This is a genomic window from Mycobacterium sp. E136 (assembly GCF_001666865.1).
Lineage (GTDB): Bacteria > Actinomycetota > Actinomycetes > Mycobacteriales > Mycobacteriaceae > Mycobacterium.
Genome location: NZ_LZJE01000382.1, coordinates 1 through 12,043 on the forward strand (window position 1 = coordinate 1; position 12,043 = coordinate 12,043).

Consider the following 12,043-nt stretch of genomic DNA (forward strand, 5'->3'; position numbering starts at 1 on the left):
CCTCGAGGCGGGCGATCTGAGCGCGGTCGACATGGGGTTGGGCGGTGAAGTCGAAATCGGTGATCGTCTTGATCGCCGGGAACCGGCATAGCGGATGCGTTGGCGGGCACCGGATTCGGCGCGGGCGTTGGACTCCACGGCCAAGACTGCGGCCAGGTAGTCCTCCAGCGACCAGTTGGCTGCCCGGCCTTGTTCGGCCAGCCGGTGGTAGTGCGCGGCGATCCGCGGCGCTTTGAGGAGTCGGGACTGGTGGGCGATGAGCTTGTCGGCTTCACCGGGTGCGGGGGTGTGTTTGGTGGCCATCAGGCGACCTCCTCCCCGGTCCCAAACGCCGCGTCGTAGGCCCTCAGGTCGGCGACTTGGACCTCGACGTCGAGATGACTGGTCACCGTCGGCCGATTGCGGAAGTTCTCCCGCAGCACCGAAGCCGCCTGGACATGCTCGGACTCTGCAACCAGAGCCCCTGTACCCCAGCATCTTTCATGGTCGGCGACCACGCGGTCACCGCAACGGGCGAGCACCCGATCCAGACTTGCGGCCACGGTGATCATCCGTCCGATCGCCTCGGGATGCACCGAGTAGGCATTACCGCCGATGCTGACGTAGTAGTCGCGGCCCAACCGGGTGCTCACCGTGGTGCCCGTCGTCGGAGCCATCGGTGGCAGCGCCGCCATCGCGGCCCGATCAGCACTCAGCGCTTCGGCGGGGATCGCCTTGGTGGCGGCGTGACGGCGCGGGTTGGCCACCACCGCCAGCCAGTCGTTGAGCTGGGTGTTGAAGTCGGCCGGCGAGGCGAACCGCCGGCCCGGCAGGAACGAGGAACCCAGATAGCCGTTGGCCCGCTCCACCAGCCCTTTGGTTTCGGGATCGTAGGGGCGGGCCTGGATCAGCCGGGTGCCCAAAACTCCGCAGAACCCGGCCACCCCGTCAGCCAGGCGACCCCGTTGCCCAATCCCGGATTCGTTGTCCCACAGCAGGGTCCGAGGAACCGCACCAATGTGCTGGGAGAGCAGCTGCCACATCCCGGCCAGCAGATCGCCGGTGACCCGCGACGGGATCATCACCGCGGAGATGAACCTCGAATAGGCGGCGACCATCACCAGCACCGGAAACGACCGCAACACCCCGGCATGATCTGGGACCAGCTGGCCGGGGAACCACAGATCGCACTGCACCTGCTCACCGGGTCGATGCGCCAGCCGATCACAGGGATCCACCGGGGCGTACTCCGGGCGGATCCGCGCCACGTTCTCCGAGAACCAGGAATGCCCACCGGCCCAGCCCACCCGCTCGGCGATCACTGTCGCGGCCATCGTCGGATACTGCGCCAACACCACCCGCACCGCCGGCTCGATCTGAACCCACGCCGAGGTCGTCACCGGCGGGCGTTCATAGCGTGGGGGCGAGTCCGAATGCACGGCATTGGCCACGGTGTTCCGGGCCAGGCCCAGCCGCCGGGCAATCTCGGCCTGCGAGAGCTTCTCCGACCGATACAACCGGCGGATCTCAGCCCAATCCTCCACAGTGATCACTCTCCAATCGTTGAAGGGTGCTCACTTTTCGACCGGAACTACCTGCTCAATTTTCGACCGGAACCGACAGGTCGGCAAGTTCGGCTCGCGAAGCGCCGCCCGTGCTATTGCCCGTGCATCAATGGGATCGGACTTGCCGACGGTGCGTGCCCAGGCACGGGTACGAGCCATCAAACGTGTGGGCACCCTGATGACCGAATATCCAGCTGCCACAAGGTCTTGTTCGAGGAGTCTCGACACGTTGCGGCAGTCCTCAACGGCCCAGGTGATGTCGGCGCCAAAACGGTTGCGCGCCCACCGAATGGCCTGCAGGTTTCCTGTGCTTTCCGTGTCGGAGACTTTCTGGCCGATCTTGCGACCTGAGTCGAACGCCCGCCATGCCGTTCGCTGTCCAGTTCACGTTTAGTTCACGGAACAACAAAGGCCCGGTAGAAACCGGGCCTGAGCTGTACAGACTGTGGTGCGCGATACTGGGATTGAACCAGTGACCTCTTCCGTGTCAGGGAAGCGCTCTCCCGCTGAGCTAATCGCGCCGAACCATCATTGAGGTGGAGACGGGAATCGAACCCGTGTGCACGGCTTTGCAGGCCGTTGCCTCACCACTCGGCCACTCCACCGCTGGGGTTGATGCCACTGCACCTTCGAGCGGATGACGGGATTCGAACCCGCGACCCTCACCTTGGCAAGGTGATGCGCTACCAACTGCGCTACATCCGCGCGCCACGAACGACTCGTCGCCCGTCGCGAAGGACGACGATAGTCCACCAAAGTGTAGCTGCACAAATCCCGACGTTCGCCGGTGCGTCTCTGCCCGTTCATATCTCAAAACAGCAGGTACGACTCGCGTGAGAGCCGAAGTCGCGCGCCGCGGCACGCTCGCATCCCCGTACGCGCACCGGAATCCCACAACCGCCTCTGAATTCGGGGGGTGACCCTCGATCGTGCTAGTCTTCGACGTCGTTCGGCCGTTCGGTCGACTCTCCGGTCTCGTAGCTCAGTGGGAGAGCGTCCGCCTCACACGCGGAAGGTCGCTGGTTCGAACCCAGCCGGGACCACCCCTTCAACGACGCGCGCGCTCTGCACGCTCCCTAGACTCGACCCCATGCCCTTGGTGCTCAATCCGCCGTCCCGGAATCGTCATGTCTGAGGCCGACCGTCCCGGCGAGATTCTTCCCGAAAGCGAATGCTGGAACCTCCTGGGCAGCGCGTCGCTCGGGCGACTCGTCACGACCGCCGAGGGGCACCCGGAGATCTTCCCGGTGAACTTCGTCGTCCAGAACCGGACGCTGCTGTTCCGCACCGCCCAGGGCACCAAACTGGTCAGCACCGCGGTCAACCACGACGTGGTCTTCGAGGTCGACGACCACAACGCCGCCGAGGGCTGGAGCGTGATCGTCCGCGGCGTCGCCCGAACGGTCAACGATGACGATGACCTCGAGCAGGCCGGGCGCGCGCACCTACTGCCGTGGACAGCACACGCCAAGGACCACTACGTCCGCGTGCTTCCTCGACGCGTCACCGGCCGCCGCTTCCGTTTCGGTTCCCAACAGAGCTAGCGCCTGCGTCGCCAGACGACGACTCCGACCACCGCAAGAATCGCAACGATCGCCACCACCGGCACCGTCTGCTTCGGATTGTCGGTGGCCGTATGCCGAAGCGTGTCCGCCTTTTCGACGACGCGGTCCTTCGTTTCGGCCGCCTTGTCCTTGGCGTTTTCCTTGGTCTCGTCGACCTTCTCTTTGGCGCGCGTCTTCACATCCAGCTTGGCCTGCAGCGCCTCGACCGTCTCGCCCAGTTCGTGGCGCGTCTGCTCGATATCGGCCTGAATGTCGTCGACGCCCGCGTCCGGGCCCGGCTCGGGGCGTGGGTTCGGTGCAGTCATGACCGTGTGTCCTTCAGCTCTTGGATGTCTGCTTTCACCGTCTCGACGGTCTTGGGTGCCGCCGGCGTGACCTCTTGGGCCTGTTTGCGTCCCACCAGCGCCGCAATGCCTGCGATCACGAACAACACGGCCGCCACGATCAGCGCCGCCGCCCACACCTCCAGCACCAGGGACAGCGCCGCCACGCCCGCAGCGATCAACGTCGCCGCGCCGAAGAAGGCCAGCAAGCCCGCGACACTGAACAGTCCCGCACCGATTCCGGCATGTTTGGCCGATTCTTGAAATTCCTTCTGCGCCAACCGCATTTCATCGCGGATCAGCCGCGACGTCTGCGTCGACAACTGGCTCATTAACTCGCCGATCGACGCGTCTGCAGTCGGCCTCGATTCCACCGTCATCACATACCAACCTCTGACTTGTTTGACCTGTAGCGACAGTGATGCCCGTGGTCAGTGGGGCCGAAACTTTCGGCGACTTTTGAATGCATCTGCCGATCGTTATCTACGCGGCGACGGTGATGTGGCCCAGAACCCCAGGTGGGGGAGGGATCGAGGCCTCGGGCGACTTCGAAAGCGGCTCTACCATGCCGAACCGGTCACCATTTGGAAACGGCGCGGTGCGGCGTGGCGTGTCGTCGACAACTGCCTGCTGATATTAACGCGGTCGTATGGACGCGACCTCCGTACGGCATGCAAGGTCTGCTGCCTCGGTTGAACGAAAGTGTGAGCGTGAGTGGAGGGATCAACGTCGATGACGACCTTTAAAGGAGTCAACATCGCGGCAGCTGTGGGGGCTGGATTGATAGGTGCGGCCATTGGGGTGGCGATCGCACTGAGTCCTACTGCCCTGGCCGGGGGATACGAATGTGTCGAATCGGCGACCGGGCAGGCGCCCACCGGAGCACCGGGGGCACCCGTCTGCGCACCGCTGACCGACATGGCCGGTGTGCCGATGGCACTGCCCGGCCCGCCGCCCATCGCGCCGCCGCTGGTGCCGCCCGTCGTGCCACCGCCCCTGGTGCCGCCGCTGGTGCCACCGCCACTGGTGCCGCCCGTCGTGCCACCGCCTCTGGTGCCGCCGGTTGCCGGTGCTCCGATCGTGGGCGGCGCCCCGGCAGTGGTGGGCGCTCCGCTCACGGAGATGGGCGGGCTCGCCGGTAAGGGCAAGGGCGACCCGTCTCGCCCGCCGGCGCCAGGTGCGCCCGTTCCGGGTCAGCCGACTCCACCCGGGCCCGTGACCTAACGGCGCACCGAGGATAGCCCCTCCGGTTTGGCCCGGCGGCGAGCAAGACTCGTCGCCGGGCCAAATTCATTGGTCCACAAGCGATTCGTGCCCTGAGCGCGTCGTGGCCGTTCCGTGACGGAGACTTAATCGAATTGCCTACGCGCTCTTGGTCGTAAAGCGCTCGGGCTGACCTATCATAATTGACATCGTTGTAATTTCAAGAGAGGCAACAAGATTGCGTTCTGTACTTCGGTGTGTTCTTGCCGCCGTTGTCCTCGCTACAAGTGTGGTGGCCGGGCCGGCCGGACAAGGCTCGGCGGCCGCCGCCCAGACGGTGAGAAGCGCCATCGCCTCCATCGCGCCCGCGGAGGGGCAGGTCGTTGGTATCGCGCATCCCGTAGTGGTGACGTTCAAAGACTCCGTGGTCGACAGAGCCCTCGCCGAGCATTCGCTCGACATCACCTCGACGCCCGCGATGACGGGCAAGTTCGAATGGCTTGACGCCAAGACCGTTCAATGGGCCCCTGACCAGTTCTGGCCGGCGCACAGCACGATCGCGCTGTCTGTCGGCGGTATCAAGACCAACATCGCCACGGGTCCCGCCGTCGTCGGCGTCGCCAACATCGCCGAACACACCTTCACCGTCACCATCGACGGCGTTCCGCCTCACGAGCTCCCGTCGCCGCACCACCGTCCCTTCTTCGGCAAGCCCGGCGTGTTCCCGGCCTCGATGGGCAGGCCCGAATATCCGACGCCCGTAGGGACTTTCCCCGTATTGGGCAAGGACCGCGACGTGATGATGGATTCGAGCAGTGTCGGTATTCCCGTCAACGCGGACGACGGCTACCTCCTGGATGTGGAGTGGGCCGTCCGGCTGACCAGCCGCGGCATCTTCGTACATTCGGCGCCGTGGGCGATCAACTCACTCGGACACGAGAACGTCAGCCACGGATGCATCAGCCTCAGCCCCGAAGATGCCGAGTGGTACTTCGACAACGTCAAGGTCGGTGACCCGGTCATCGTGCAGGAGAACAGCATTGAGGTGCCGCGGCCGAGGACCGATCCGGCGAACCCGGAGGTTCCGCGAGTGATCTCGCGATGAGGTCAGGATTGCGTTTGGCCGACGATCTCGTTCGCGATCTTCAGTAGCGGCACGTTGGAGTCCTGAGATAGCTTGCGCAGCAGGTCGAACGCCTGCACCGCGTCGACGCCGTAGCGTTCCATCATCATGCCTTTGGCCTGGCCGATGGTGTCCCGGCTCGCCAGTGCCTGTCTGAACTGTTCGTCGCGGCGCGCGGCGTTCCAGGCCACCGACGAATGGGCGGCGAAAACCAGCCCGAGGCTCCTGGACTCGTCACTGAAGGCGTCGGGTTCCTCCGAATAGACGTTGAGCGCGCCCATCGTCTCGCCCTCGATGAACAACTGGAACGCCATGATGGAGCGAATGGGGGTCTCCGCCAAGGCATCTCGTCGATACCGCGGGAACCGGTCATCGGTCTGAAGGTCGGCGACGTAGACGACCTTCTTCTCCCACGCCGCGGTCAGGCACGGGCCCTCCTGATGCCGCTGCTGGATCTTGTCCAGCAGCATGGGATACAGATGCGTCGCGGCCGGGGTTTCGACGCTCTTCGACTTGCGCGTGACGGTGATGCCGGCGTACTGCGCACCGGGAATCTCGACAGCCGCGTGTTCGGCCAGCTCCGCGATGACGGTGTCCGCGTCCTGGCGGCTGTAGAGCCCGCGCACCAACTCCGCGATGCGCAGATGCGCGTCCTCGCGTTCTTCGGGTTCCTTCGCCATCACCATGCGGAGTCCTTCTCGGTCGATCTCAATCACGCGCCGGCCGCGTTCGGTCCCGCGGCCAAGCCGTAATTATCGGTGAAGAAAACCACCGTCAGTCCATTTTCACCCGGACCGCAAGTACCGCGTCCTACAGCGCCCTCAGATACCGGCCGGTCACCACCCGTTGAACCAGGGACGTCACCGGCGAACCCAGCCGGCTCCACCAGGTCGCGTGCCGAGAGAACGCGGTGACCACCGCCGTCACCTCGCCCGAATCCGGATTGTGGCGGACCAGGAACAGCTCCTCGCCCGATTCCGCGTGGCCGGGCAGGGTGCCGTACGCGAACCCACGGGCGTCGTGCTCATCGACGACGTACACCACCCGGCACGGCGCCGCGATCGGGCCGAGATGCACCAGGACCTCCGACCCGACCTCCGCGACCTCCGTCGTCGCCTCGACCCGTACTCCGGCGCCGCGCAACATGCCCCACCGCATGCCGGCGTCCGCGGCGTCCTCGAAGCGGTCGCGGCCATGGCCGATGACGGCAGTCTTGTGGACATGGTGATACCCGGAAGGCAGCGTGCCCGCGGTGGCGCCCACCTCCGGATACGTCAGCGGTAGCGCCGCCAGATCGCTGAGCTTCACTCGCGCCACCTTGCCATCGTCGGCGTACGGTCGGGGCATGACCACCCCCGTCGCACAGGCATCCGGCACGTTCACAATCGGCGATCTGACCGTCAACCGCCTGGGTTTCGGCGCGATGCGGTTGACGGGCAAAGGTGTCTGGGGCCCGCCGCAGGACCGTGACGAATGTCTGCGGGTGCTGCGACGCGCGGTCGAACTCGGGGTCAACTCATCGACACCGCCAACTCATACGGCCCCTACGTCTCCGAGGAACTGATCCGTGAGGCGTTGCACCCCTATGACGGCATCGTCGTCGCGACCAAGGCCGGGCTGGTGCGGACCGGACCCGACGAATGGCCGGTGCTCGGCTACCCCGCGTATCTACGGCAGGAGTGCGAGATGAGCCTGCGCCGTCTGGGCGTCGACACCATCGACCTTTTCCAGCTGCATCGCATCGACGCCAAGTTCCCCGCCGAGGATCAGATCGACGAACTGCTCAAACTTCAGCAGGAAGGCAAGATCCGCCACATCGGCCTGTCCGAGGTCACCGTCGAACAACTCGAGGCTGCGCAGAAGGTGGCCCCGATCGTGACAGTGCAGAACATGTACAACGTCAGCGTCCGCTCGGCCGAGACGGTGCTCGACGCGTGCGAGGCCCAGGGCATCGGCTTCATTCCGTGGTTCCCGCTGGCCGCCGGCCCGTTGGCCGCGCCGGACGGGCCGCTGCAGCGCATCGCAGCCGAGCACCACGCCACCGGATCGCAACTGGCGCTGGCGTGGCTGCTGATGCGCTCGCCGGTGATGCTGCCGATCCCCGGCACCTCCAAGGTGGCCCATCTGGAGGAGAACGGGGCCGCCGCGGAGATCGAGCTGACCGACGACGAGTTCGACACGTTGAGCAAAGCCGGAGCGTCCGAAGACTGACCGAGGCAATACGGTGGACGGGTGAGCTCTGAGCAGCACTCCGGTGGTGGCTTCAACCCGCCGGTCGCCACCGATCGCGGCGGACCCGACTACGGACGCTTCATCGACGCCATCCGCACGCTGCAGGACCACGCCCGTGCCGCCGACGCCCCCGACGACGTGATCAGCGAGGCGGCGGACCAGATCGAGAAGGTGTCGCAGCTTCTCGCCCCCTACTACGCCGACGAGTGGTCCTCACCGTCCGGCCGCCGGATGGACCTGCCGGGCCGCGGCAACATCTTGGCGATACCCCTCGACGTGCACATCACCGAGGACCAGCGCATCGAGGGCACCGCCCAGTTCCGCCGCTTCCACCTCGGCCGCAACGGCGCGGCGCACGGCGGCAGCGTCGCGCAGCTCTTCGACGCCCTGCTGGGCTTCACCGCGTTCACGCTGAGCAGCAGCAGGGCTCAGCGCACCGCGTTCCTGCACGTCGACTACCGCAAGATCGCGCACGTGGAGAGGGAGTTCCAGGTGGAGGCGGGCATCGACCGCCTCGAGGGCCGCAAGATCTTCGTCTCCGGGCGGTTGCTCGACGGCGACACCGTCCTCGCCGAGGCGCACGCGTTGTTCGTCAAGTTGAAACCCGGCCAGCCGTGAACACCTCCGGCGTCAAACAACGCCTCGGGCGGTGGCGCGAGCGGGTGCGGGAACGGCGAACGGTCAACTTCGGCTACCGCATCGCGGTCGGCGTCGTCGGTGCGGCGGTCCTGGCCCTGGGTATCGTCGCGATCCCGTATCCGGGTCCGGGCTGGGCCATCGTCTTCGTCGGCCTCGGGATCCTGGCCACGGAGTTCGAGTGGGCGCGACGGCTGCTCACGTACGCCAAGGAGCGCTACGACAAGGCGATGGAGTGGTTTCACCGTCAGCACGCCGCCGTGCAGATCCTGGGCGGGGTGTTCACCGCGCTGGTGGTGTTCGCGACGCTGTGGCTGCTGGGCGCGGTCAGCTTCGCCGCCAATCTCGTCGGGCTGGAGCACAAGCTGCTGCAAAGCCCTCTCGGCATCGGGTCCTGACGGCACAGATCGCCGATGGGCACCGATAGCATGGTCGCGTCCTCGAGTCTGTTGACAATGAAACTGGAGAGTCACCGATGAGCGCCGCCCCCAACCGCACCTCAGCAGCCCCGATCCGGGTCGCTGCCGGGACGACCGCGGGGGAGGCGGTGCGTGAGGCGGGCCTTCCGAGCAGGGGCGCGCCCGATGCGATCGTCGTCGTGCGCGACGCCGATGGCCGGCTCCGCGACCTGTCCTGGGCGCCCGACGCCGACGTCGAGGTGACGCCCGTGGCCGCGGACACCGACGACGGCCGCAGCGTCATCCGGCACTCGACCGCACACGTGCTGGCGCAAGCCGTGCAGGACCTCTTCCCGGAGGCCAAGCTCGGCATCGGTCCGCCGATCACCGACGGTTTCTACTACGACTTCGACGTCGAGCGGGCCTTCACCCCCGAAGATCTCGCCGCGCTGGAAAAGCGCATGCGCCAGATCGTCAAAGAGGGTCAGTTGTTCTCCCGTCGCGTCTTCGAGTCGAAAGACCAAGCGCGCGAAGAACTCGCGAACGAGCCCTACAAGCTCGAGCTGGTCGACGACAAGTCCGGCGACCCCGATGTGATGGAGGTCGGCGGTGACGAGCTGACCGCCTACGACAACCTCAATCCCCGCACCCGCGAACGGGAATGGGGCGATCTGTGCCGCGGGCCGCACATCCCGACGACGAAGTACATCCCGGCGTTCAAGCTGACCCGCAGCTCGGCCGCCTACTGGCGGGGCAACCAGGACAACGCCAGCCTGCAACGCATCTACGGCACGGCCTGGGAGTCGCAGGAAGCCCTCGACAAGCACCTCGAGTTCATCGAGGAGGCGCAGCGCCGCGACCACCGCAAGCTCGGCGCCGAGCTCGACCTGTTCAGCTTCCCCGACGAAATCGGTTCGGGCCTGGCCGTTTTCCACCCCAAGGGCGGAATCATCCGGCGCGAGCTCGAGGACTACTCGCGGCGCAAGCACATCGAGGCCGGTTACCAGTTCGTCAACACTCCGCACATCACCAAGGCGGAGCTGTTCAAGATCTCCGGACACCTCGACTGGTATTCCGACGGCATGTTCCCCCCGATGCATCTCGACGCCGAGCTCAACCCCGACGGCACGGTGCGCAAGCCGGGGCAGGACTACTACCTCAAGCCGATGAACTGCCCCATGCACTGCCTGATCTTCCGGTCGCGTGGGCGTTCGTATCGCGAACTTCCGTTGCGGCTCTTCGAATTCGGCACCGTGTACCGCTACGAGCTGTCCGGCGTCGTGCACGGTCTGACCCGAGTGCGCGGGCTGACGATGGACGACTCGCACATCTACTGCACCCGCGACCAGATGCGCGACGAGCTGACCTCGCTGCTGCGGTTCATTCTCGACCTGCTCGCCGACTACGGGCTGACCGACTTCTACCTCGAGCTGTCGACCAAGGATCCCGACAAGTTCGTGGGTTCCGACGAGCTGTGGGAAGAGGCCACCAATGTGCTGGCCGAGGTAGGCGCCGCGTCCGGGCTCGACCTCGTGCCCGATCCCGGCGGTGCGGCGTTCTACGGCCCGAAAATCTCGGTGCAGGTCAAGGACGCGCTCGGCCGTAGCTGGCAGATGTCGACCATTCAGCTGGACTTCAACTTCCCGGAACGTTTCGAGCTGGAGTACACCGCCGCCGACGGCTCGCGGCAGCGGCCCGTGATGATCCACCGCGCGCTGTTCGGGTCGATCGAGCGGTTCTTCGGGATCCTCACCGAGCACTACGCGGGCGCGTTCCCGGCGTGGCTGGCGCCGGTGCAGGTGGTCGGCATTCCGGTCGCCGATGACCACGTCCCGTACTTGAACGGCCTTGCGACGCAACTGAAGATGAGGGGCGTCCGCGCCGAGGTGGACGCCAGCGACGACCGCATGGCGAAAAAGATCGTCAACCACACCAACCAGAAGGTGCCCTTCATGTTGGTGGCGGGGGACCGCGACGTGGAGGCCGACGCGGTCAGCTTCCGCTTCGGCGACCGCACCCAGATCAACGGCGTACCGCGCGACAAGGCCGTTGCGGCGATCACCGAATGGATCGCGAGCCGGCAGAACGCGACTCCCACAGCCGAACTGCTCGAGGTGGACACAGCCAAGTGAGCGCCGAAGAGCACGCCGACCGCGGCGTCGACAACGAGCACACGGTGGTCGACCGCGGTGCCGGTGAGCCCGACCATCTGCAGCGGCTGTGGACCCCGCACCGCATGAGCTACATCGCCGAGGCGCCGATGAAGGGTGGGTCGGCGGGTTCGGGCAAGTCGCGCCAGCCGTTCACCGACATCCCCACGATGCCCGACGAGGAGGGTCTCGTCGTCGCCCGCGGCGATTCGGTCTACATCGTGCTCAACCTCTACCCGTACAACCCCGGGCATTCGATGGTGGTGCCCTACCGCCGGGTGTCCGAACTGGAGGACCTCACGCCCGAGGAGAGCCTCGAACTGATCACGTTCACGCAGAGGCTGATTCGAGTGATCAAGGCGGTGTCGCACCCGCACGGGTTCAACGTCGGGCTCAACCTCGGCCAGTCGGCGGGCGGTTCGCTGGCCGACCACTTGCACATGCACGTGGTGCCGCGCTGGAGCGGAGACGCGAACTTCATCACGATCATCGGCGGCTCCAAGGCGGTGCCACAGTTGCTGCGCGAGACCCGCGAGCTGCTGGCCAAGGAATGGGCGAGACAGCAGTGAGCAACTTCTATCTGATGACCCGGGCGGCGTACGAGAAGATCAGCACGCCGATCGCCAAGGGCGCGCTGCGCGCGGGCTTCACCCCCGACAGCATCACGATCCTGGGCACCGCCGGGTCCGTGTTGAGCGCGCTGACGCTGTATCCGATCGGTCAGCTGTGGTGGGGTTCGGTCGCGGTGTGGATCTTCGTGCTCGCCGACATGCTCGACGGGGCGATGGCCCGTCAGCGCGGTGGAGGCACTCGTTTCGGCGCGGTGCTGGACGCGACCTGCGACCGGATCAGCGACGGCGCCATCTTCT

14 protein-coding genes, 4 tRNA genes and 2 pseudogenes are annotated in these 12,043 nt (G+C 66.1%); 10 read left to right on the forward strand and 10 right to left on the reverse strand.

Annotated elements, in window-relative coordinates:
* The 6 genes and pseudogenes from A5698_RS26035 to A5698_RS26055 all read right to left on the reverse strand — a co-directional run.
* Positions 1 to 303 (reverse strand): annotated as a pseudogene (locus A5698_RS26035) (ATP-binding protein); the annotation flags it as partial.
* Positions 303 to 1,523 carry an IS21 family transposase gene (gene istA / locus A5698_RS26040; RefSeq protein WP_068303054.1) on the reverse strand — a complete coding sequence of 407 codons (1,221 nt, stop codon included), beginning with the start codon at positions 1,521 to 1,523 and terminating at the stop codon, positions 303 to 305. The gene istA and the pseudogene A5698_RS26035, both read right to left, overlap by 1 nt.
* A 30-nt stretch (positions 1,524 to 1,553) precedes the next feature.
* A complete protein-coding gene (locus tag A5698_RS28270) occupies positions 1,554 to 1,883 on the reverse strand; it encodes an IS110 family transposase (protein WP_084792630.1) in 330 nt (109 codons plus the stop codon).
* Positions 1,884 to 1,990: 107 nt separating this feature from the next.
* A tRNA-Val gene (locus A5698_RS26045) sits at positions 1,991 to 2,065 on the reverse strand.
* 13 nt (positions 2,066 to 2,078) lie between these two features.
* Positions 2,079 to 2,149 (reverse strand) — tRNA-Cys (locus A5698_RS26050).
* A gap of 27 nt (positions 2,150 to 2,176) precedes the next feature.
* Positions 2,177 to 2,249 (reverse strand) — tRNA-Gly (locus tag A5698_RS26055).
* A 266-nt stretch (positions 2,250 to 2,515) separates the two neighbouring features.
* Here A5698_RS26055 and A5698_RS26060 point away from each other — a divergent pair.
* A tRNA-Val gene (locus A5698_RS26060) sits at positions 2,516 to 2,587 on the forward strand.
* 84 nt (positions 2,588 to 2,671) lie between these two features.
* Positions 2,672 to 3,088, forward strand: coding sequence for a pyridoxamine 5'-phosphate oxidase family protein (locus A5698_RS26065; protein ID WP_068303020.1), 417 nt, complete (start codon positions 2,672 to 2,674; stop codon positions 3,086 to 3,088).
* Here the strand turns inward: A5698_RS26065 and A5698_RS26070 are convergent.
* On the reverse strand, positions 3,085 to 3,414 hold the full coding sequence (locus A5698_RS26070) for a DUF3618 domain-containing protein (protein ID WP_068303030.1): 330 nt from the start codon (positions 3,412 to 3,414) through the stop codon (positions 3,085 to 3,087). The two genes, A5698_RS26065 and A5698_RS26070, sit on opposite strands and share 4 nt — an antisense overlap.
* Complete coding sequence (locus A5698_RS26075) at positions 3,411 to 3,812, reverse strand: phage holin family protein (RefSeq protein ID WP_197506897.1); 402 nt, start codon at positions 3,810 to 3,812, stop codon at positions 3,411 to 3,413. The genes A5698_RS26070 and A5698_RS26075 overlap by 4 nt, the downstream gene beginning before the upstream one ends.
* Positions 3,813 to 4,233: 421 nt before the next feature.
* Here A5698_RS26075 and A5698_RS26080 point away from each other — a divergent pair, with 421 nt between their 5' ends.
* Together A5698_RS26080 and A5698_RS26085 are read left to right on the forward strand one after the other, a co-directional pair.
* Positions 4,234 to 4,656, forward strand: a complete 423-nt coding sequence (locus A5698_RS26080; protein ID WP_502688989.1) for a hypothetical protein — start codon at positions 4,234 to 4,236, stop codon at positions 4,654 to 4,656.
* 217 nt (positions 4,657 to 4,873) lie between these two features.
* The gene (locus tag A5698_RS26085; protein WP_068303037.1) at positions 4,874 to 5,740 is read left to right on the forward strand and encodes a L,D-transpeptidase; all 867 of its coding nucleotides are present in this window, start codon (positions 4,874 to 4,876) and stop codon (positions 5,738 to 5,740) included.
* Positions 5,741 to 5,742: 2 nt separating this feature from the next.
* Here the strand turns inward: A5698_RS26085 and A5698_RS26090 are convergent, their stop codons facing one another.
* Together A5698_RS26090 and A5698_RS26095 are read right to left on the reverse strand one after the other, a co-directional pair.
* Positions 5,743 to 6,444, reverse strand: a complete 702-nt coding sequence (locus tag A5698_RS26090; protein WP_068303040.1) for a GAF and ANTAR domain-containing protein — start codon at positions 6,442 to 6,444, stop codon at positions 5,743 to 5,745.
* Positions 6,445 to 6,568: 124 nt separating this feature from the next.
* A complete protein-coding gene (locus A5698_RS26095) occupies positions 6,569 to 7,066 on the reverse strand; it encodes a DUF1990 domain-containing protein (protein WP_068303059.1) in 498 nt (165 codons plus the stop codon).
* Positions 7,067 to 7,103: 37 nt separating this feature from the next.
* Here A5698_RS26095 and A5698_RS26100 point away from each other — a divergent pair.
* From A5698_RS26100 to A5698_RS26125, 6 genes and pseudogenes are all read left to right on the forward strand, one after another.
* A pseudogene (locus tag A5698_RS26100) lies at positions 7,104 to 7,969 on the forward strand (aldo/keto reductase).
* A gap of 21 nt (positions 7,970 to 7,990) precedes the next feature.
* Positions 7,991 to 8,608 (forward strand): PaaI family thioesterase, encoded by a 618-nt coding sequence (locus tag A5698_RS26105; RefSeq protein ID WP_068303043.1) that lies wholly within the window; start codon positions 7,991 to 7,993, stop codon positions 8,606 to 8,608.
* Positions 8,605 to 9,024, forward strand: a complete 420-nt coding sequence (locus tag A5698_RS26110; protein WP_068303045.1) for a TIGR02611 family protein — start codon at positions 8,605 to 8,607, stop codon at positions 9,022 to 9,024. Before A5698_RS26105 ends, A5698_RS26110 begins: the two co-directional genes overlap by 4 nt.
* Positions 9,025 to 9,101: 77 nt before the next feature.
* A complete protein-coding gene (thrS, locus tag A5698_RS26115) occupies positions 9,102 to 11,156 on the forward strand; it encodes a threonine--tRNA ligase (protein ID WP_068303050.1) in 2,055 nt (684 codons plus the stop codon).
* Positions 11,153 to 11,743, forward strand: a complete 591-nt coding sequence (locus tag A5698_RS26120; protein ID WP_068303052.1) for an ATP adenylyltransferase — start codon at positions 11,153 to 11,155, stop codon at positions 11,741 to 11,743. The genes thrS and A5698_RS26120 overlap by 4 nt, the downstream gene beginning before the upstream one ends.
* Positions 11,740 to 12,043 (forward strand): CDP-alcohol phosphatidyltransferase family protein (locus tag A5698_RS26125; RefSeq protein ID WP_197506899.1); only part of this gene is annotated, 304 nt, incomplete at its 3' end. The genes A5698_RS26120 and A5698_RS26125, both read left to right, overlap by 4 nt.